At 42.7% G+C, this 19758-nt stretch carries 20 protein-coding genes; 12 read left to right on the forward strand and 8 right to left on the reverse strand.

Features of this window, described 5'->3' with window-relative positions; genetic code table 11:
- Positions 1 to 5: 5 nt before the first annotated feature.
- From FLL46_RS25030 to FLL46_RS25045, 4 genes are all read right to left on the reverse strand, one after another.
- Positions 6 to 1307, reverse strand: coding sequence for a PstS family phosphate ABC transporter substrate-binding protein (locus FLL46_RS25030; RefSeq protein WP_168204317.1), 1302 nt, complete (start codon positions 1305 to 1307; stop codon positions 6 to 8).
- A 99-nt stretch (positions 1308 to 1406) separates the two neighbouring features.
- A complete protein-coding gene (locus FLL46_RS25035) occupies positions 1407 to 2570 on the reverse strand; it encodes a patatin-like phospholipase family protein (RefSeq protein WP_142934893.1) in 1164 nt (387 codons plus the stop codon).
- 115 nt (positions 2571 to 2685) lie between these two features.
- Positions 2686 to 3285: a lytic transglycosylase domain-containing protein gene (locus FLL46_RS25040; RefSeq protein WP_246119402.1), complete on the reverse strand. Its 600-nt coding sequence runs from the start codon at positions 3283 to 3285 to the stop codon at positions 2686 to 2688.
- Between the two features lie 79 nt (positions 3286 to 3364).
- A complete protein-coding gene (locus FLL46_RS25045; RefSeq protein WP_142934897.1) occupies positions 3365 to 5077 on the reverse strand; it encodes a proline--tRNA ligase in 1713 nt (570 codons plus the stop codon).
- A gap of 288 nt (positions 5078 to 5365) precedes the next feature.
- Here FLL46_RS25045 and FLL46_RS25050 point away from each other — a divergent pair, with 288 nt between their 5' ends.
- Complete coding sequence (locus tag FLL46_RS25050) at positions 5366 to 5608, forward strand: FmdB family zinc ribbon protein (RefSeq protein WP_142934898.1); 243 nt, start codon at positions 5366 to 5368, stop codon at positions 5606 to 5608.
- A gap of 290 nt (positions 5609 to 5898) precedes the next feature.
- A complete protein-coding gene (locus FLL46_RS25055; protein ID WP_142934900.1) occupies positions 5899 to 7242 on the forward strand; it encodes a 3-deoxy-D-manno-octulosonic acid transferase in 1344 nt (447 codons plus the stop codon).
- 40 nt (positions 7243 to 7282) lie between these two features.
- Here the strand turns inward: FLL46_RS25055 and FLL46_RS25060 are convergent, their stop codons facing one another.
- On the reverse strand, positions 7283 to 8035 hold the full coding sequence (locus tag FLL46_RS25060; protein WP_142934902.1) for a 3-deoxy-D-manno-octulosonic acid kinase: 753 nt from the start codon (positions 8033 to 8035) through the stop codon (positions 7283 to 7285).
- 210 nt (positions 8036 to 8245) lie between these two features.
- Between FLL46_RS25060 and FLL46_RS25065 the strand changes: the two genes are divergently transcribed.
- A complete protein-coding gene (locus FLL46_RS25065; protein WP_142934904.1) occupies positions 8246 to 9325 on the forward strand; it encodes a glycosyltransferase family 9 protein in 1080 nt (359 codons plus the stop codon).
- A 79-nt stretch (positions 9326 to 9404) separates the two neighbouring features.
- On the opposite strand, the gene FLL46_RS25070 is transcribed toward FLL46_RS25065, so the two are convergent.
- The 3 genes from FLL46_RS25070 to FLL46_RS25080 form a co-directional block, all read right to left on the reverse strand.
- Entirely contained in the window at positions 9405 to 10466 is a 1062-nt protein-coding gene (locus FLL46_RS25070) for a CDP-glycerol glycerophosphotransferase family protein (RefSeq protein ID WP_142934906.1), read from the reverse strand.
- A gap of 226 nt (positions 10467 to 10692) precedes the next feature.
- Positions 10693 to 11787, reverse strand: coding sequence for a glycosyltransferase family 4 protein (locus FLL46_RS25075; RefSeq protein ID WP_142934908.1), 1095 nt, complete (start codon positions 11785 to 11787; stop codon positions 10693 to 10695).
- A gap of 55 nt (positions 11788 to 11842) precedes the next feature.
- Positions 11843 to 12868, reverse strand: a complete 1026-nt coding sequence (locus tag FLL46_RS25080; protein ID WP_142934910.1) for a CDP-glycerol glycerophosphotransferase family protein — start codon at positions 12866 to 12868, stop codon at positions 11843 to 11845.
- A 265-nt stretch (positions 12869 to 13133) separates the two neighbouring features.
- Here FLL46_RS25080 and FLL46_RS25085 point away from each other — a divergent pair, with 265 nt between their 5' ends.
- From FLL46_RS25085 to FLL46_RS25125, 9 genes are all read left to right on the forward strand, one after another.
- Positions 13134 to 13475, forward strand: a complete 342-nt coding sequence (locus tag FLL46_RS25085; protein WP_142934911.1) for a DUF2956 domain-containing protein — start codon at positions 13134 to 13136, stop codon at positions 13473 to 13475.
- Positions 13476 to 13913 carry an FAD synthase family protein gene (locus FLL46_RS25090; RefSeq protein WP_142934913.1) on the forward strand — a complete coding sequence of 146 codons (438 nt, stop codon included), beginning with the start codon at positions 13476 to 13478 and terminating at the stop codon, positions 13911 to 13913. It begins immediately after the preceding gene.
- A gap of 168 nt (positions 13914 to 14081) precedes the next feature.
- Positions 14082 to 14612 (forward strand): hypothetical protein, encoded by a 531-nt coding sequence (locus FLL46_RS25095; protein ID WP_142934915.1) that lies wholly within the window; start codon positions 14082 to 14084, stop codon positions 14610 to 14612.
- Positions 14613 to 14713: 101 nt separating this feature from the next.
- Complete coding sequence (locus FLL46_RS25100; RefSeq protein WP_142934916.1) at positions 14714 to 15094, forward strand: NUDIX domain-containing protein; 381 nt, start codon at positions 14714 to 14716, stop codon at positions 15092 to 15094.
- Positions 15010 to 15504, forward strand: coding sequence for a response regulator transcription factor (locus tag FLL46_RS25105; protein WP_142934918.1), 495 nt, complete (start codon positions 15010 to 15012; stop codon positions 15502 to 15504). The genes FLL46_RS25100 and FLL46_RS25105 overlap by 85 nt, the downstream gene beginning before the upstream one ends.
- A 98-nt stretch (positions 15505 to 15602) precedes the next feature.
- Positions 15603 to 16145, forward strand: coding sequence for a DUF4199 domain-containing protein (locus tag FLL46_RS25110; RefSeq protein WP_142934919.1), 543 nt, complete (start codon positions 15603 to 15605; stop codon positions 16143 to 16145).
- A 19-nt stretch (positions 16146 to 16164) separates the two neighbouring features.
- Positions 16165 to 16530, forward strand: coding sequence for a VOC family protein (locus FLL46_RS25115; protein WP_142934921.1), 366 nt, complete (start codon positions 16165 to 16167; stop codon positions 16528 to 16530).
- Between the two features lie 253 nt (positions 16531 to 16783).
- Positions 16784 to 17731: a threo-3-hydroxy-L-aspartate ammonia-lyase gene (locus FLL46_RS25120; RefSeq protein ID WP_142934923.1), complete on the forward strand. Its 948-nt coding sequence runs from the start codon at positions 16784 to 16786 to the stop codon at positions 17729 to 17731.
- 220 nt (positions 17732 to 17951) lie between these two features.
- The gene (locus tag FLL46_RS25125; protein WP_142934925.1) at positions 17952 to 19754 is read left to right on the forward strand and encodes a hypothetical protein; all 1803 of its coding nucleotides are present in this window, start codon (positions 17952 to 17954) and stop codon (positions 19752 to 19754) included.
- Positions 19755 to 19758 lie beyond the last annotated feature (4 nt).

The raw sequence follows: 19758 nt of genomic DNA on the forward strand, positions 1-19758 counted from the left end.
TTGAACTAAAGCACCCAAACTTCGATGCTTTGTCTCTCCTTGGCGAGGTAGTCGATTTCCAGTGTATCTAATACTTCTATTTCCCGTTGCTGTAGTTGTTGTTTAATTTGAGAAACTCGAGCCGAGCTTGAAAAATCGACCAAAACAATCTTACTTAACGGGTTCTGTACCATAAAGTTTTTAAGCCGCTCGAAGTCTCTTTCTTCTTTGGCGGTATCTTCGACTTTAATATTAACTGGAAAGTCGACAGTAATTCTTCTACCCATTGAAATCAGTTCGCGATATCGACTTGGTGCTTGTTTATCACTAACTTCTGGGCGGTAGTGGGTCGGATAGTAAGAAATTAATCCCACTTTTTCAGTGAGTTTCTGGCCAGAGTTTTGGGTAGAAAAATCTATAAATGATTCTGCTAATTTAGAATGCTTTGTGCCTGTGGTGTAGAAGTAGAGTTTTCGAGACAAGGCGTAAGATTGAGTACCGATGGTGTAACCGGTGGGTTTCGTTGCGATCGAATTTTGGTCACGAGAAACTTTTAGTAACTTGGCGTTTTTGACATAAGCAACGCCAACAAAGCCAAGAGAGCCTGGCGTGGTCGTAACCTTGTCTACTAATTCGATGCTCGACTCAAATCGAGCTGACTTTTCAGAAAGTTTTTTGTCGTAGGGTTTCAATATTAAACTTTTAAAAGTATCCCAGGTTCCAGAATTATTATCACGACTGAACAGAGAAATTTCATGATCATTGCCACCTAGTTGTTGCCAGTTATTTATTTCACCGGAAAATATTTGTGATATCTGTTCTGTGGTTAACTGATCAATCGGGTTGTCTGGATGGGTAATCATAGCCAGTGCATCAAATGCAATTGGAAACTCATTGACTTGTCCAAATTGATTGCTAAGACCATCGTGTTCTTTCGATTTTATGGCACGGGAACTCATCGCAATTTCAGTGTTATGATTGTTAAGCGCTTTAAAGCCAGTGCTTGAACCATGAGCACGAATATCAATACGAACCAGTTTGTTTTCTGTTGGTAGCAAGCCTTCGACATATTTTTCGACTGGACTTTCTCTACTGATTTTCTTGATTAATATTGCGCCAATGCTTTGCAGATATCCTTCGGCCAATAATGGCGCAAAACTTTCTCCAACGGTATTAGAACCTTTCAAAGTGAGTGTTTCAACAATGGGTTGACTTTCGTTCGCTTCTGACTGAGTCGTTGTATTATTGTTGGGTTGATTTTTTAGCCAGAAAAATGAACCAACAATTGCAATTATTACTGCTAATAGAATTGTAATTTTTTTTGACATGGGATTGTTATTCCGTGGGATTGTTATCATTGGCGGGATTGTGCGCACCTAATATGACGCATTTATGACAATATCTCTTATGTTTTGCCAATTATTTCATTAACCCTGTTCGAAAAACTCTTTTATGTCATTTTTTTGACCGATAGCATCGCTATAGCCCAGTGAGATTAAGGTCTTGGTGTAAGCTGACTCAAATAGCAGGTAACTTAAAACTGTTGAGCCTTCATCTGAGCCAATTCCCATTCGCCGGAAAAAAAACTGCATTAGCTTAGGTAGCTCATGAAAATATTCTGCTGCTATCAAACTTAAATCTTGGGTGGGGGAAATAGTAAATGTTTTAATCGGACGTAGATTACTTTGCAGTTCTCTTACCGCCTGTGGGATCAATTTGATGGTTTTGTTTACTCGTCGAATACGTTCTATGTCACTCGAAAGGCTGTCGATAAAAACACTGTCTAAAACATGACCGGCAATATCGGCAACAGAAGGATACCGAACAACATCAGGTCTTTTTTCAATTTCAGCTTTGACTGGATCAACCCCGATAATAATGATCTTATCTGCGCCGAGGTGAATTGCGGGACTGATTGGCGCTAAGAAGCGAACTGAGCCATCACCAAAATATTCTCGATTAATTTTAATCGCTGGAAAAATTAGTGGGATTGCAGAAGATGCTAACAAGTGTTCTCGATTGATTTGGGTGCGAGTTCCGCAGCGACGGTGGCGTCGCCAACTTTTTATATCTTCTCTTCCCTGAAAAAAAGAAATGGACTGTCCTGAGGTGTAGCCGGATGCGGTAACAGATAATGCATGTAGCTGGCCGCTATCAATCGACTCTTGAATATTTTGGTAATGAATCACATGACCGAGCAGATCAACAAGTGGTGAATTATTAAACAAACCCAGTTGATGGGTATGGTGGTATCGATTTGAAAATATCGAGCGGATCCAGCGACCGGTATTGCCCATCACCCCGAGGAAATCACTTCGAAATATCTGGTCGACGCTAAATCCCTCCCAGACCTTTTGTAAACTTCGAATACCAAGCCGTGGTGTTCTGGCATAAGCGGCGAGCACTGTTGCGTTGATGGCACCGGCAGAGGTTCCGGTAATGATTGGGAAAGGGTTGCCGCATTCCGAGCGATAAATAATATCGGAAATGGCACGTAAAGCGCCAACCTGGTACGCCGCACGTGCACCGCCTCCGGTTAAAACCAGGCCTGTTTTTGGCATGTCAGGATCCGTGTAGCATATCTTGTTCATAACAGATTGCTCATAACAGATATTTTTGTCGATACCTATGAAGTTTATTCTATGGGTTCGTTCTTCAATGACTTATTCGATAAAAACCGACGAAACCAAGATTTGATACCAGGTTTTAGTGCCAGATTTTTCTCATGGAACGATACACCCGCATCGGATACCAGGATTGACCGCGGCTGCCGTTGTATCTTGCCAGCGCTTTAGTCGTATCATTTTTTTCTTTTTCCAGGTAAAGGCTGAGTATTGCGCAGCCGTAGCGAAGATTGGTTTCGATATCAAATAAATTGTCGTCAGGTTTGCCTAACTCAACTTTCCAGAAAGGCATGACCTGCATTAATCCTCGTGCACCGGCATTAGAAACGGCAAAGTGGTCAAAGTCGCTCTCGACATCAATGAGTGCAAGCACTAATAAAGGATCGAGTGAAAACTTGCTGGCTTCCTGATGAACTAATCTCAGTATAGTAAATCGTTCATCCTGTGGGATATGTGGTGCGGCTTTGGCCAGCCGGGTAGATTGTTCAAGAAGCCAGACCTCCGCATCAAAGCGGTCTTCAAAAGAATCACCGGCTTTTGCAATTGCCGCCGACAGTCTGGTTCTGAATTCTTCATTGGGTTTCTCTTGCTTAGCCGCGAATGAAACGGGGCTAAGCAAGTGACTGGTTATCACTAAGCTGAGTAATATCCAGTTTTTCATCACATTAAACGGCAACATCATGGTTAAAGCAAATCAAATGATTCTCCCAATAGCGTCATTCTGGAATTTTAATCGTACAATTATTTTCAATAATATGATTCTAATCCATTTTTTGCTGAAGGAAAGCGAAGGCATTATCAATTTCGACATCAATTTTGTCATTTTGTCGACGATGCTTGTACTCGAAGGTACCTGCATCAATGCCTCGTTCGCTAATAACGATGCGGTGTGGGACGCCAATGAGCTCAATGTCCGCAAACATGACGCCGGGTCTTTCTTTGCGATCATCGAAAAGGACTTCGATACCTGCGTCGGTTAATTGTTGATAGAGCTTTTCTGCGTGTTCGGCAACTCTAGGCGAGCGTTTCATATTCATCGGCACGATGGCAACCTGAAACGGTGCAATATTATCTGGCCAGATAATGCCATACTCGTCATGGTTTTGCTCAATAGCTGCAGCGACAATTCGGGAGACGCCAATACCGTAACAACCCATGCTGAGCGTAACTGACTTACCATTTTCGCTGAGGACATTGGCTTTCATCGCTTCACTATACTTAGTGCCAAGCTGGAAAATGTGGCCGACTTCGATTCCCCGCTTGATGGTCAATGTACCTTTGCCATCCGGGCTGGTGTCACCTTCAACAATATTACGACAATCAAAAACTTCTCCCAGATTAACATCTCGACCCCAGTTAACACCGGTTAAGTGGAAACCATCTTCATTGGCGCCACAAACAAAATCAGCGAGCACCGCGGCTTCTCGGTCAACAATTGTCGGAATATCCAGTCCAACTGGGCCGACAGAACCTGCATCACAACCTGCGGCTGATTTGATTGCCGCATCATCAGCCATGGTTAGTGGTGAGGCGACTAATTGATGCTTTTCAACTTTTAGTTCATTCAGAACATGGTCTCCGCGCAGACAGACGGCGACCACAGGATGATCTTTTTCAGCGCCCTTAACTAACAGTGTTTTAACCGTTTTCTCTGCCGATACGCCGAGCTGCTGACAAACTTCTTCAATGCTTTTTACGTCAGGCGTGGCTACCTTGTCTAAGGACTCGGATGCTTCAGGCGCGCTACCTTGAGGGGCGAGCGCCTCTGCTTTTTCAACATTGGCTGCATAATCACTTTCAGTGCTGAAGGCGATAGCATCCTCTCCTGAGTCTGCCAAAACATGAAATTCATGCGAGGCGCTGCCACCAATAGCGCCAGTGTCGGCAATTACAGCGCGAAACTTCAAGCCGAGGCGCTTGAATATATTGGTGTATGCTTGATACATCACATCGTAGGTTTGTTGTAGCGATTTGTCGTCGGTGTGAAAAGAATAGGCGTCTTTCATCAGAAATTCTCGCGCTCGCATAACCCCAAAGCGCGGCCGTACTTCGTCACGAAACTTGGTCTGAATTTGGTAATAAACTGCGGGACATTGCTTGTAGCTGCGAATTTCGTCGCGAATGATTGCCGTGATAACTTCTTCATGGGTTGGTCCCAGGCAGAAATCCCGTTGGTGGCGGTCTTTAATTCGCAGTAGCTCTGGGCCAAAATCATGCCAGCGACCAGACTCTTCCCACAGATCTGCAGATTGCACCATTGGCATCAGAATTTCGCCGGCACCTGTCGCGTCCATTTCTTCACGGACGATTTTCTCTACTTTTCTCAATATCTTTAAACCCGAGGGTAACCAGGTATACAGTCCGGAAGCTTGCTTGCGGATTAGTCCTGCCCGCAACATTAACTTGTGGCTGATAAGTTCAGCATCACTGGGATCTTCTCGTAAAGTGGCTAAAAGATATTGGCTGGTTCTCATTAAATAGTACTCTTTCAGTTAAGTTTTATGGTTTTACTGGCACTTTAACCGGGTTTCTCGGCTAAATTCCGAAATGGTAGCCTGGGCTCCCATTCCTTTGAGAATGATAACACTGGCGCGTATTTTAACGTAAAACATGCAATTTAACAGTGAAAACGCAGGTCTCGTCAGAGCAGAAAGGAATTTCACTAGAAAAATGCATAAAAATAAGGCTTAGCCCTTTTAATTTTTCAAAAAAACCTTATATTTAGCGCGAGAAGTCGACGTGTTTTGAACGGAAATAATGTTATGCCAATTTATGAATATAAATGTACTGCCTGTGACCACCGAATGGAAAAGTTACAGCGAATGAGCGATGACCCCTTGAAGGTTTGCCCTGAATGTAACGAGCCAGAGCTTTCAAAACTGGTTTCTGCTGCCGGTTTTCGACTCACAGGTACCGGTTGGTACGAGACCGACTTTAAGAATAAAAAGAAGGCATCAGATTCTGGCAGCTCTCAATCTACGTCTAGTTCGTCTTCAGATAAGTAATCGCCTGATTTTTCCCCACTGATAGCGAAGTTTCCACTTAAGTTGAATTTGAGCGTGGTCAGTGGGCTAAAAATAATCTTAAGCAAAGCCCCATCTAACCGGTATTAATTGGTTGAGCCCTCGCAAGCATGCCGATATTATGGCCTGCACGTAATTTTCTTGACGTGATTGTTTAGTCCCTTATCATTTTGGGGTGAGAAGGCGTCGTTAAGAGAGTTTGTAAGAAACACTGTAAGAAAAGACCACTGTAAGAAAAGACACCCACGAAGACCATTTTAAGAGAGCCTCTATTGAATCGGACAATTTATACCGTTATTTTCTACCTGGCTTCGCCATTAATCTGGTTTTATTTTATCTGGCGTGCGATTAAAGCGCCGGAATACCGAGAAGGTTTTTTGCAGCGTCTGGGCGTTTTGTCGAAAGTAGAGCAGCGAGGGATTATTGTCCATTGTGCTTCTGTTGGTGAAACGAGAGCGGCAATTCCGTTAATCAAACAACTTATTGCTGACTATCCACAATTACCAATAACGATTACCAATACAACTCCAACCGGCAAAAAGGTGATCGAAGAAGTTTTTGGTCAAAAGGCTTTTTGTCAGGAGGTTTCTGGAAAAAGTGTCGGTGAAAAACAGGCTAGTGGAAAGCGGGCAGATGAGACCCAAATTCAGCAAGTTTATTTGCCTATTGACTGGCCGGGAAGTTGTCAACGGTTTATTCAATCGCTTCGCCCCCGTTTGGTGATATTAATGGAAACAGAACTTTGGCCCAATCTGCTGCACCAATTAAAACGAAAAGAAGTGCCGGTGTTGTTGGCGAATGCTCGTCTGTCAAAGAAGTCCATGAAAAAATATTCGAAACATCCAGCGCTGACCAAGACGCTTTTTGATAATGTGTCGTTGGTCGCCGCGCAATATAAAAGTGACGTGAACAATTTTCTTGCGTTGGGGGTTGAAGAAAAAAAAGTAAAACAAATCGGTAGTATTAAGTTTGATTTGCAGGTGCCGGCAGAACTCAAGCAACGGCAAAAACAGTTAAAAGAGCTGTGGGCTGAGCGTCGACCGGTTTGGGTTGCCGCTAGCATCCATCCAGGCGAGTTTGAGCAAATTCTTGAAACCCATCGAAAGTTACTGGCAAAAATGCCCGATCTGTTACTCATTGGTATTCCACGCCACCCGGAAAAATTTGCAGACTTTAAGAATGCCTGTGAAAACTCAGGATTAAATTTTATTTCTCGCAGCGAAGCCCGGCAGCCTGACAATAACACCCAGATAGTGGTTGGTGACACTATGGGGGAAATGATGTTGTTTTGTGGAATCGCCGATATCGTATTTGTTGGCGGTAGTCTGATTGAGCGAGGCGGGCAAAACCCACTGGAAGCAATCGCTTGTGGCGCGCCTGTGATGATCGGTCATTCTTATTATAATTTCGCCGATGTTTGCCAGATCTTAGATGAACAGGGTGTGTTAATTTCCTGTAAAAATGCCGCCGAACTAGAACACAATATACATCAACTGCTAAATCATCCTGAGCGGCTGATAGATTTGTCAGCAAAAGCGGCCCAAATTATGGCAGCCAATCGCGGTTGTGTTGATCGTTTGTCGAGTTTAAGCCGCGAGTTACTCAATCTCCACTGAATCATCAAAAATAGCAAATTGATTTTAACTGGTTAACTGATTATTGATTTCCGTCGGAAGATAATTGATAAAAGTATTCATATCCGCCAATCAACCAACGCCAACATTGATCGTCAAATGCAAAATTTCTGTGCAACCCTTTTTCTTTAACCAGGGATCTTTGCAGGCGTTGAAGATTGGCTTGTTGCCAGGAATAGGCAACAGTTCGTTGTTCGCACTTATCGAAATCAATTAACCAGACCTTATTGTTGTTATCTAATAAAATATTATGCGCATTTAGATCGGAATGAAAAATACCGGCTTCATGAAATTTGGCTATCATTGAACCAATTGAGTGCCAGATGGCTTCAGCAATATTTTCTTTGGTCAATTTTTGAACGAGATCTTCAGCATGAGGGATTTTTTCGATTAGCAGATCGGCGCGATAAAAAATATTCTGAGTGGTAACTCGTGCAGCAATCGGTTTTGGTACGGGTAGCCCTTGTAGAAACATCTGCTCCAGCAAAAGTAATTCGCGGTAACAACGCGTATTCTTAATATCAGAAAAGAGATATTTATCGCCGAGTAATTTAGCAACCATGCCACCCCGATAATAATGGCGCAATACCCATTCGTCGTCCTGGTGACCCACAAACCAGGTGATATTTCTACCGCGAGATTGGCCGGTGACAGCGTCTTGATGTTGCCAAAAGTTGATATCAAACCAGTCACTTTTTAGCATTTTGCTAAACTGCTGATTAATTTCAGGCAACAACAATAGATTGTTTTCTTGCTTAATAATTGAAATAGGCAATACGAATTTCTCGTTAACGTGGAGGCCGATGGTATTTTACTTTAGAATAGCAATGGATAGAAATAAACGGTAGATTTTTGCTGTGATTATTCGCTGCGACGATAATATTTTTCAATTAGGCCTGTTGTTGTAGCCAGTCATTGTTAGTTGACAGTATTTCGACTAAACAGCTTTGATATCAATCTAATTTTAGTGAAACCGATCAATTCCATGTTAAGCAAAATCCAGACAATTCATTCGATCTGCATCCTGCGACTTTCAGCCATTGGAGACGTTTGTCACGCGGTTGCCTGCGTTCAGGCGATTCAACAGCGTTGGCCGGAGGTCAAAATTACCTGGGTGATCGGTAAGGTAGAATGGCAATTGCTCAAAGGTTTGCCCGGAGTCGATTTTGTAATATTTGATAAGAAAGCAGGACTCCGTGGATATCTTGATTTAAAAGCACAACTAAAAGACAAGCAGTTCGACGTGCTTTTACACATGCAGGTTGCTCTAAGAGCGAGCCTGGCAACCTTGTGTATTCGAGCAAAAGAAAAGTGGGGCTTTGATCGTAGTAGAGCAAAAGAAGCTCAATGGATATTTACTAATCGAAAAATTTCTGGGCAGGTAAGGCCCCATGTCGCTGATGGTTTTCTGGGGTTTGCTAAAGCTATCGGGGTTGCGGACGAATATCAATTGAAGTGGCAAATGCCGATTGAACAACAGGATATTACATGGCAGAAAACCCAGTTAGGTCACATTGGAAAGTACATTGTGATTTCGCCGGCGGCCAGTAAAGTTGAACGGAATTGGTTGCCGGAGAGATATGCGCAGTTTGCTGATTATGCCAATAAAAAAGGGCTGGCTGTTCTTATTTGCGGTGGGCCGACGGAAATAGAAAAACAACTGGCCGCCGAGATTGAATCTCATTGCCAATGCGACCCGATCAACCTGGTGGGGAAAACCAGTTTAAAGCAGTTGTTGGTCGTACTTAAACAAGCTCAAATGGTTCTGGCACCAGATACCGGGCCTGCCCATATGGCTGTTACCGTGGGAACGCCGGTGATTGGTCTTTACGTTCATAGCAATCCTGACAGAACTGGACCTTATGCCTATCAAAATTATGTTGTCTCTTGTTATGAGCAACTACTCAAAGAGCAGAGCGGCGCTACCTCACAAGAGCATCGGTGGGGCAAAAGAGTGAAAGGAGAGCATCTAATGGAACGCATTGAACTAGATGCTGTGATTGAGTCGTTTGAACGAATGGTTACGGATTTCGATTTGCTCGCCGATAATTCAAGAATAGAGTAGCTGCGACCAGTATTCACCAGAATGATAAAAACTAAACGACAGCAAGAAGTAAAGTTGTCTCTTAGATAGGTAAACCCTGTTAAAACTTCCAGTAGTTTAATTCTTTGCGCATTTTAAAATTACGCAACAAATTCAGTGGCTTTTTCTTACGTGTTCGGTTGGTTTTCTTTAACTCCGCTTCTACTGCGTCTAATACTCTTTGTGAAGACTGGCTATCTTGATAGGGGTGAAGTTCTTCAACAAAGCGTTGTATTTCCTCCATCAACTCAGGTGGGCGTTTTAGTGCATAGTTTAAATGCTGTTCTAACTCTTCTGCTTGAGAAAAATCAATCAAGTGAGCACCGGGTGAGATATTTTTAAAGGTTACCACCGGTTTGTTCTGTAAAATAAACATTAGCATAACTGACGAAGTATCGCATAACATGACGTCGGCTTGCTGTAGCAAAGGAAGTACATTATCCGTTTCGATAAAAGTCAGGTTTTCATTTTGAAGCGCTTTATATTGGGAGACGATTGAGTCCGGCATCTTTGGATGAAACTGCACCAGCCAACGCCATTGATCATTTTGACTGAGTTTTTTGATTTCCTCGTAGAGGTGCGGGGCGCAGGTTAAGTTTCGAGAGAAAGTTGAACACATTAATATTGTCGGTTTTTCATTATCGGTGTCTAACGAAGTATTCTGACGATGCGTTATTTGCTTTGAATATAGCGGATCGAGAGCCGGCCATCCTGTTTCAACAACATTAAAATAGCCGTATTTCTCCGCTAATTGTTGAAAGCGTATGGTGGTATTGGGGCCCTGGGTACAATAAAGATCGAAACACCCGCGAATATTAAAATGATCGTTTTTTCCGCGCCCGTTTAGTTTTCCCACATTGAAGCCATGAAAGACGCTAACTTTTAAGCCTGAAATAAAACTGGGGATCATATTGCCCGGCACAAAGGAAGCATCTGGGTGATAAGCGATGACTTCTTCAACAGTAAAAAGACGCTTTTCGTCAGGAAGAAGGTAGTCCGTATTAATTTGATTGCCGTATAAAAACCAGACGACTTCATCTCCCCTTTCTTTGATCGCTTGTTGTAGAGGGCGAAGAATCGCATAGCTATAATTTTGAGCAACAAAAAATAAATACTTATGCACGGACTATTACTCCAGAAGAAAATAATCTATCTTGCCAACTGTTTTGTTAATTATTTGTGAACTAACTCGTTGGTTATTTTATAAGCACTACTATTATTACGACAAAAGGCTCTGATACCTTCTTTATTAAAGTATACCTTGGTAGAGAATGTTAACAAATGATAAAAATGATATTCTAAAAATAATAAGCTCAATGAGTGGTTAACAATCGTTAATCTACCTGGCTCTAATCATTTAATATTAATTTTTTAAAATATTGGGCGTAATTAACTGCTGTGTTTTCCGCTGAAAGTTCGCCGCGAATTTTTTCTTCAGATCGCTGTGTCATCATCTGCACAATTTCAGGGTGATGGTATAAATACCTCACTTTTTCAGCGATTGCTTGTGGCGATTTTACCGGCACAACAAAGCCCGATTTTTCGTTGTCGACCACTTCTTTTCCGCCGCCAGTCGTGGTGATGACCACCGGCGTACCCAGGCCCATTGCTTCCATAACTGCGCGGGGGAGTCCTTCACCACTAATTGAAGGTTGCACCAAAACACTACTCGCTTTAACTAACTCGGGTACGTCGTGGCGATAACCAGTCAGATGAATTCGATCGCGCATTTTGCTGTTAGCGATTAAATCAGAATAGGGCTTTTTATCCATATTTCTGCCGACTAATAACAATTGCAAATTGGGTAAGTCTGCCAACAGGTTTGCTGCTTCCAACATAACGCTGATACCTTTACTTGGTCTGGCGTTGACGGCACAAATAACGGTGAAACTTTCCTTGGGAATGTTGAATTCTGACAAATCGGCCGACACTACATCTTGATACCATTGAATGTTGTGGCCTTTGTAAATTGTGACAACTTGGTCTTTTTTCTTCCAGACCCGTTGTCGAACATCTTCCTTTACTGCGTTAGAAACGCAGACTACGCCGTCCACTCGTGGGTGTAGAATGGTGAGATAAGCGGTTGGGTCATGACGATATAAGCCGCCGGTTGTACCGCGGTAAACCACAAGTTTTACCTTGAAACCGATGCAGGCAAAACCAGCGTTTGGAATCGTCTTAGAATTAGTGGCATAAACAATGTCATAGTCGTTTTCAGAAAGTTCTTTGCGAATTTTTTTTATCGATTCAATACAGATCTTCTTTTTGGGCTCGCCTTCTATGACTCTTACGCCGGCGCTTTGGTAGCGAGAAACCTGTTCGGGATTGGCTTTGGTCATGACCGTTACCTCATGGCCGAGCCGCGCCAGTCCCATGAATGTTTCGGCTTCCGGGCGGTAGCTATTAAGTGAGGCATAGGTGCTGGCAAATACAAAAATCTTCATTAATGGTGTACTTGTTAAAAGGTTGAATAATGTTGGTTTAACCTAAGATTGAACGCTAGAGTTTCCAGTAACTGAGCTTCTTTCGTAATTCAATAGTCCGTAATAAGTTAAGCGGCTTTTTTTTGCGTAACTTAGCGGGTTTCTCACAAAGCTGATTCACTGCGTCCAACACCCTGTTTGACGATTGACCATCACAATAGGGATGTAATCGCTGGTTATTGGCTTTAATTCGTTTGAATAAGTCGGCAGGGGCGGTGCGCGCTCTTGCTAGTGCGTCTTTTAAAGCTTCTGGTGTTTGTACATCAATTAGATAATCCCCTGGGTCGGCATTTTTATAGGTGACCGCAAATTTATCTAATAGCAGGAATTCTCCAATCATTGATGATGTATCCGAAAGAAGAATATCAGCTCTTTTTAGTAGTGGTAACGCAGAATCAGTATCAACGATCTGGTAATTGTCAGCCTTAATAGAACGATAGAGCTCAATCCACTCTGGCGCCATTTTCGGGTGGAATTTAACCAACCAATAATATTCACCGGTATCAACCAATTTTTTAATTTCTTCGAAGCAGGCGACAGCACAAGTTAAATTCGGAGAGAAGGTCGGCGCAAACAAGACCACGGGCAATTGGGTGTCAAGTTCGAACGGAGGTACTTGAAAAAGCGGGTCCAGTTTAGGCCAGCCGGTCTCCGCGACGTGAAAATACCCGTGTTGACAAGCGAGTTGATTAAAGCGGCTGGTAGTTATTTCGCCGTGAGTACAGTATAAATCGAAATAACCGCGAATTCTAAAGTGTCCTTTTTTCTTCCACTCAAGGCCATGAAATACCTGTACTTTAATGCCTGGTATAAAATTCGGTACGACGTTTCCAGGAACAAACACCGCTTGAGGGTTGTACTTAATTGCGTCTGTTATCGTGTTTAATCGAACTTCGTTATCATGAAAATATTCCTGGTTAACGTGAGAGCCTTCTACAAACCAGGCGCACTCGTCTCCTCTGACCCTGATTGCTTCCTGCAATGGCCGGAGTATTTCAAAGGAATAGTTTTGAGAAATGTAAAAAAGGTATTTGTTCGGCACCAGCTAATGGATAGTTCAACTGTAAAGTAGGTGGATTTTAAACTGGTTGAATATAAAACAGAAGGAATATCTAACAAACTTGAGCCTTTCGTCACCTGAAATAGCGCAAGTTGGCCTGGAAATCGAGCTTTTGGGGGAGCGTAGGCAGGCATTAGACTTTGCGGCAGATTTCAATAAATAGCGGTAATTTCACTGTTGTCTATTAACCAAAGGTTGACTGGTATGCTAGGCTACACCGATTGATTAGTTAGATAAATTTAACAAGATGGCAAAATATAATAAGAAAGTTTCACCCGAAACTGAAGCTGAAGCGAACAAGATCGCTAAAGCCACCCAGCGCCCAAAGCAGACCAAGGAGCAAACCAGGTTGATTGCGCAGGGAATACAGAAAGGGATTGATCATTATAAAAAACAACAAAAAGCAAAAGCGAGAGAACTGGATAAGAAGTTGCGAAAAGTCCGTAACGATAAAAACAATCAGCAACCGGAAACACCTACAGATAATGAAATTCCACAAGCGCGTAAAGGCGTTCTTTTGCCGTGGATTTTGCTTGGGGCATCCTGGCTTTTTTTCCTGACTTATGCTGTTTTCTTAAGGACTAGTTAAATGAATGTTGTTACTTTTGGAACTTTTGATATTCCCCATGTTGGTCATATTAAGATTTTGAATCGCGCCAAGGCGTTAGGCGATCGCCTGATAGTCGGAGTATCTTCCGATGAACTTAATTTCGCAAAAAAGGGACGTTCGCCGATTTATACGCAAGAAGAAAGAATGTTTATGATTAACTCGATCAAAGGCGTTAACGAGGTTTTTCTGGAAGAGTCGCTAGAGCTTAAGCGGGAATATTTAATAAAACATCAAGCAGATATTTTGGTCATGGGGGACGATTGGAAAGGAAAGTTTGATGAGTTTTCCGATATTTGCCAAGTCGTCTATTTGCCAAGAACACCATCCATCTCAACAACCTCTGTAATAGAAATCGTAAAAACTAATCATGCCATGCAAGAAGAGCTGACTAGTGGGATTAACTCGACCGGTGATTGAAAGTGTGCAGCTGAGGTTAATAATAATTTGAAACCTGAGATAATTGAACGGATTTGTTTTGCTAACCTGTTGTTTTCGCCTTAACCGTTGAATGGCCGATTGTGTTTTCTCACCGATTGGTCTAGTTTCAAAATAACGGCTTAATTGATTGGTTGAGGAATTCACGATTTGAATGCGCAACATCGTCAAGTAAATAACATTGAGTTTCCCCATAGTCTTAATCTCGAAGTAGAAAAATATAAAGATCCGCAAGAAGCGGCGTTAAAAGTAACCTGGGCTGCATTAGACAAAGGTATCGATATTTATCACGCCGCGGTTGCTGGTCTTGCAGTCTCTACTGGTTGTAAATGGATCTCAATTAGTCGAATGTTGGTATCGAATCGGCGGGTGGAATTGAAAGCCATGTGGGAAGATGAAAAGTTTACTGATTGCTTTGAATATGACCTGACGGATACGCCTTGCGATGTGGTCGTTCAATCTGAGGGAAGTGTTATGTTTGAAAAGGTCGCGGAGAAATTTCCGCAAGATGCATACCTGCAGGACCTGGGAGTTGAGGACTATATCGGACTGAGTTTCAAAGACCATGATGGCAACCTGGCCGGCCATATTTGCGTAATGGACAACGAACCTTTTGAAAAACTTGAACAAATAGAAAAAACTTTGGGGGTTGTGAGTGCGGCGGTTGCGCTAGAGATGTAACTTAGCTGGAGACCTTAAAAATAATTGGCGATTAGATTCTTTCCTGTTTTCGATTTACAATAAAACCCGCTAACTATAAAAATAACTTATCTACACAAAGCATGAGTGAAAGATTGCAGATTGTTTCCGGAATAATTCAACGAGAAGGCAGAGTACTTCTTTGTTTACGTAAAAACACCAAACATTACCCTGATTATTGGGCGCTCCCGGTAGGTCATGTTGAACCGGGAGAAAATGACATTGATGCACTGCGGAGGGAACTATTTGAAGAAGTCGGGATTCAAGTATTAGATGGTGAGTTTTTAACCACTTTGTATGATAACGAACAAAATGTGCAACATGCTGTGTTTCGCGTGACTGATTGGCGCGGCGAAGTCAGTAACCGAGAACCTCACTTATGCGCGCAGGTACGTTGGGTAAAATTGCACCAGTTACCGCAGCCCTTAACGCCGTCAACTATCGCTATTTTGCAAAGCTTGTAATGTGGCGGTTAATTCTTAAATACGCACTGATCCTTTTTGCCGCGCTGAGCGGATTCAAATTTCTTGAGTATCAATTTTTTAGTCATAAGATGACACTAGAAACCTACCTGGTCATTATTGCGACGATATTTTTATTGTTGGGATTTTTTGTTTCCCGCTATTTTTTGCTGAAAGCAAGCCCTGCCGACGAGCCCGAAATTGACCTGGAACGACTTGCCGAGTTTAGTCAAAGAGAGCAGGAAATTTTACTTTTTCTGTCCCATGGCTATACCAACAAAGAAATCGCAAAAAGCCTGGATATTTCTCCGAATACGGTTAAAACTCATATGAGTAGTCTATTTGGCAAACTAGATGTCAATAATCGAACTCAGGCTGTCGCTGAAGCTAAGTCTTTGAGAATTATAAAGTAAATTCTTTTTCACCCGTTTGGGTGATAGCGTAATCTTCGATAAAACTGCTAACTTGACGATTCAGATCACTTATCAGCGGTAGAAACAAAGAGGCTCATATGCAACAGAAAATTCTTAAATATGGATTGATATCCGGTGGGGTAATTGTGCTAATTCCCGTGCTCGGCTCGATGATTATTGGGACCGGACCTGAGAGTTATCGCATGGGAGAGATCATCGGTTATTCCACCATGATACTGTCTTTACTAGTGATTTTTATGGCGGTGAATGAATATAAAAAAAATCATCCAGATGAGAGCATCAGTGCTAAACAGATCATGTTAATTGGTTGTGGGGTTAGCGCGATAGCTGGGCTGATGTTTGGTATTTATAATTGGATTTATGTGACTTTCCTGGTGCCAGACTTTATGGACCAATACTTTAATTATTATATTGAAACTATTCGCAATGGTGGTGGAACGCAACAGGAAATTGATACGCAGATAGCCGATCTGCAGCAGCAAAAAGAGATGTTTATGAATCCGTTGGTTAGTTTTTTCGTCATGTTCGTCACTGTGTTTGCTATCGGCTTCATCATTTCAATTGTTTCCGCGTTGGCGCAATCAAGCAAGGTAAAACAAGTTAACCAGGCATCGATATGAGACAAAAAAGGGAGAAGCTATGATGAATTTACTCGGTATTCGATTTTGCTCAGTTAATGAACAGGCTCAGGAAATGCTCGACTTTTTTCAGAAAGGATTGTCGCTTAAAAACACGTTTGAGAGTAACCAGGAGTTTACCGGTGGTGTGTTTCCGGTGGGTGAAAGTGACTCCTGGGTAGAGGTTTGGAAAGCATCGGAACAAATGCCTGAAGGGATAATGTTACAGCTGGTGGTTGAGGATGCGGATCGTGTTGCCGAAAATGCTCGTGAGGCAGGGTTGCATCCTCAGGGGCCAATGGATGCCCATGGCGAAAGAATCTATTATCTTCAGGCACCGTCAGGTCTTAGTGTTAGTTTCCAATCCAGATTGACTTCCACTGACTAGCCTATCGCGAAAAGCTTATCAAAATAGAGACTATGATAAAAACCGCAGACTTGATATTGGGCGATAAAAAAGAGAATACAAAAGAGGTTGCCTAAAGTATTAGACTTATATCAATGTCGAGATTAAAATGGCGTCGAGTTGGCATTCGACGCTTTTGACTTGTTTATCGTTTTACCTAACCATGGTCGAACAGAAACATAGAAAACAAACAATAAAAGTTTTGCATGCCGCCATTTTTTTTTGGGAGAAATTTATGTTCGAACAGATAAAAACGGCCGCTCAACGCCTTTCTGGATATGCCCATCAAACCCCGGTTCTTTCAAGTTCTACTTTAAATCGTCAACTCAATGCAGAAATTTATTTTAAGTGCGAAAACTTTCAGCGGGTTGGGGCATTTAAATTTCGCGGCGCTTTCAATAGTATTTCTCAGCTGAGCGAAGAACAAAAACGAAACGGTGTAATTGCCTATTCATCTGGAAATCATGCTCAGGCAGTCGCCTGCGTCGGAAATTTATTAGGTGTTGCCACTACTATCGTCATGCCCAATAACGCACCTGAAATCAAATTAGCTGCAACGCGAGGCTATGGTGCGAAAATCGTAGAGTATGATCCGCAAACCCAAATCCGTGAAGATGTCGCCGCGGAGATCTTATCGGGCAGAGAATTGACCCTCATTCCACCATTTGATTATGAGCCGGTGATTGCAGGGCAAGGAACCGTTGCCTATGAATTTCTGCAAAGTCAGCCCGATCTAGATTTAATTTTAGCACCTTGTGGTGGTGGCGGATTATTAAGTGGAACAGCTGTAGCCGCTAAGCACTTAAGTCATAAATGCTCAGTGATTGGTGTAGAACCGGAATTGGGTGATGACGCGACTTTATCCTTTAGAACTGGAAAATTACATTCAAAGCCAAATCCACCGACTATCGCTGATGGCACTCGAACGACCAGTTTAGGTGGGTTAACCTTTCCGTTGATCCAGGAATATGTTGATGACATGCAGACGGTTTCCGAAGAAGCAATTAAAGAAGCTGTTCGTTTTTTCTTTTATCGTATGAAATTAGTAGTAGAACCATCGGGGGCATTGGGGTTAGCTGCATTGTTAAGCGGTGTGGTTAAACCACGGGGAAAAATTGGCATAATCATCAGTGGGGGAAATATTGATGGTGAAACCATGTCGGGCATTTTATTAAAAAAATAGATAGTTTTTCCATTATTTACTGCTTTAAGATCTCGCCGGGTTGATGTCAGCGTTTGAGAATGAGCTGAAATCGAATTCCACTACCGATGGTAGAATCCGGCTAGTCTTATTATACTGAGATAGTCTGCTGTCAGCGCTATTTCGCCCAACATGGTTTGGTAGAATAACCAGTCGCTAAATCGCTTACAGGAAAAAGGGATAAAAACAAAAGAGGTACACAATGGCATTTGAATATGGTTCGGATACACTCGGGATTAAAAACCCTTTTAAATTCGAAGGGCTAGTTCTTACCCTGCGCGGATTAATTGTGACTGTTTTGGGCGTGGTTGCGCTACTGGCAGTGAAAGATTTAGTTGCCGATGGTGCGAAAGAAGCTGGATGGTTATCATTGGCGATTGGTGTTTTGTTGCTGGGAAATGGCGTCGTAGCTGCCGGACGCGGTCTTTTTAAAATGATGCGATTTTTTGTCGGTCGCGGTGTTCCTGCAAGCCTGGCTAGAAACATCAGTAAAAGCGAAGCCCACACGCGAGAAAATTATATTGCTTATCGCGACAAAGAATTAGAGCAAATGCTGATGGGGAGAAAAAACCTGACATTTGTGGAGCCGATAGGGTGGTTAGCGCGTTTGATTCACACATTGATGCCCAGGTTGCTGTTTATGCCTTATCCTATCAGAACAGCCGCACAGCAGTTATCCAGTGGGCTGCTTTACACCTTGCTTGCTTTTTTGTGCTACGGATTGGCATGGTTTTCAGGTTCTACCGGTTTAACCGAAATCAGTAATACGCCTGTGCTTGACTGGCTGAGTATTGTTCTGGCTGTGTTTTTATTCCTGATTTGGGCGAGTCGCCGTTCACCGTTAAAAAGAATTGTTCAAGTGAGCGTCAGCGGTGCTGGTTCCAAAGGTGTGATACTGATGGTTGTGTTTTCGATTTTAGCGCCGGTTGGATTAAGTTACTTCCACCATAATGTGAATAACCTGCCCGAGTTACCCTTGTCGGCAGGAACTTATATTGCAACCATGTCTGCACTTGGTCTGGTTGCCGCCGCCTATGGCTTAATTTTAACTTATTGTCGAGCGAGTAAAGCGGACCCTAAAACCCAGGTTTCAGAGTTTAGAAATAATTGGCAAGAGAGCATTCATCCACAGGAAATTTTTATAAATTTCGAAAATATTGTTATGGCTAATCGCCGCTATAAAGAAATTCCTAATCGAGTCTATCGAGATTTTGATGCCAATTTAATTGAACAGGGCAGTAATGACAAAGGCAAGTTTTCTGGAGAAATGATTCAGGAGACACAACCGGTATTCAAAGAGGTGCCCGGCACGCCTTTTTTTAAAACTTTGCGACTGTCCGGGACATTAATTGGTGAAATTTTATTGGTTGTAGCGGCGGTGCTTTTTTATCAAGCTATTGAACCGGTGACACAGGTTAAAAGCGCGCCGCTTGCCGCAGTTGATGCCTTGGTTTTTCCGATGTTAATCTGGGTCTTTGGTCGAATCATTAGCAACACAGCGCATATTTTTTGGGCTGAGATGCATTTTGAATCGTTGATTGTATTTTTCCAGTGCCAGGGTACTTACGCTGAATCAAAGTTAAGCACCGGCACCAGTATCCACGATAGTACGCGATCAGAAAATGTTGTGGTGCGCTCTAGTCTTACGCCATGGATAGTGACGTCTCGAATTGTGACCAGCTGCTTTGCCGAAAGCGGTAGCAATAATCTTGAATTTTATCGGCGTATTCTGGAAATGCATAAGGCTGATGATGACCTTGATAAAATAACCGGGGAAATGCGTGAGTTCCTTGGTGATCGGCAAACCATCGCTTCGGTCAACGATAAAGATCTGGCTTCTGCCAGTGACATTTTTCAAGTGAATCAGGAGACGCGATCTGCTAATTCTAAAGCTGCAATCGATCAAGTTAAGTCTCCACAAATTCCTCACGAAAGAGCTGAGGGGCAGCTTGAATCAGGAGATAGTAACCTCGACGAGGAGGGCGGATTGGAGATCAAGGATTAGTCAG

Origin of the sequence: Aliikangiella coralliicola (assembly GCF_007004725.1) — a bacterium.
In the GTDB taxonomy this organism is placed as follows: Bacteria; Pseudomonadota; Gammaproteobacteria; order Enterobacterales; family Kangiellaceae; genus Aliikangiella; species Aliikangiella coralliicola.

Bases quoted from the DNA above. Each gene is read 5' to 3' on its own strand.
- FLL46_RS25030 (WP_168204317.1), bottom strand. From the start codon at position 1,307: ATGTCAAAAAAAATTACAATTCTATTAGCAGTAATAATTGCAATTGTT.
- FLL46_RS25035 (WP_142934893.1), bottom strand. From the start codon at position 2,570: ATGAACAAGATATGCTACACGGATCCTGACATGCCAAAAACAGGCCTG.
- FLL46_RS25040 (WP_246119402.1), bottom strand. From the start codon at position 3,285: ATGATGTTGCCGTTTAATGTGATGAAAAACTGGATATTACTCAGCTTA.
- FLL46_RS25045 (WP_142934897.1), bottom strand. From the start codon at position 5,077: ATGAGAACCAGCCAATATCTTTTAGCCACTTTACGAGAAGATCCCAGT.
- FLL46_RS25050 (WP_142934898.1), top strand. From the start codon at position 5,366: ATGCCAATTTATGAATATAAATGTACTGCCTGTGACCACCGAATGGAA.
- FLL46_RS25065 (WP_142934904.1), top strand. From the start codon at position 8,246: ATGTTAAGCAAAATCCAGACAATTCATTCGATCTGCATCCTGCGACTT.
- FLL46_RS25075 (WP_142934908.1), bottom strand. From the start codon at position 11,787: ATGAAGATTTTTGTATTTGCCAGCACCTATGCCTCACTTAATAGCTAC.
- FLL46_RS25085 (WP_142934911.1), top strand. From the start codon at position 13,134: ATGGCAAAATATAATAAGAAAGTTTCACCCGAAACTGAAGCTGAAGCG.
- FLL46_RS25090 (WP_142934913.1), top strand. From the start codon at position 13,476: ATGAATGTTGTTACTTTTGGAACTTTTGATATTCCCCATGTTGGTCAT.
- FLL46_RS25100 (WP_142934916.1), top strand. From the start codon at position 14,714: ATGAGTGAAAGATTGCAGATTGTTTCCGGAATAATTCAACGAGAAGGC.
- FLL46_RS25105 (WP_142934918.1), top strand. From the start codon at position 15,010: ATGCGCGCAGGTACGTTGGGTAAAATTGCACCAGTTACCGCAGCCCTT.
- FLL46_RS25110 (WP_142934919.1), top strand. From the start codon at position 15,603: ATGCAACAGAAAATTCTTAAATATGGATTGATATCCGGTGGGGTAATT.
- FLL46_RS25115 (WP_142934921.1), top strand. From the start codon at position 16,165: ATGATGAATTTACTCGGTATTCGATTTTGCTCAGTTAATGAACAGGCT.
- FLL46_RS25120 (WP_142934923.1), top strand. From the start codon at position 16,784: ATGTTCGAACAGATAAAAACGGCCGCTCAACGCCTTTCTGGATATGCC.
- FLL46_RS25125 (WP_142934925.1), top strand. From the start codon at position 17,952: ATGGCATTTGAATATGGTTCGGATACACTCGGGATTAAAAACCCTTTT.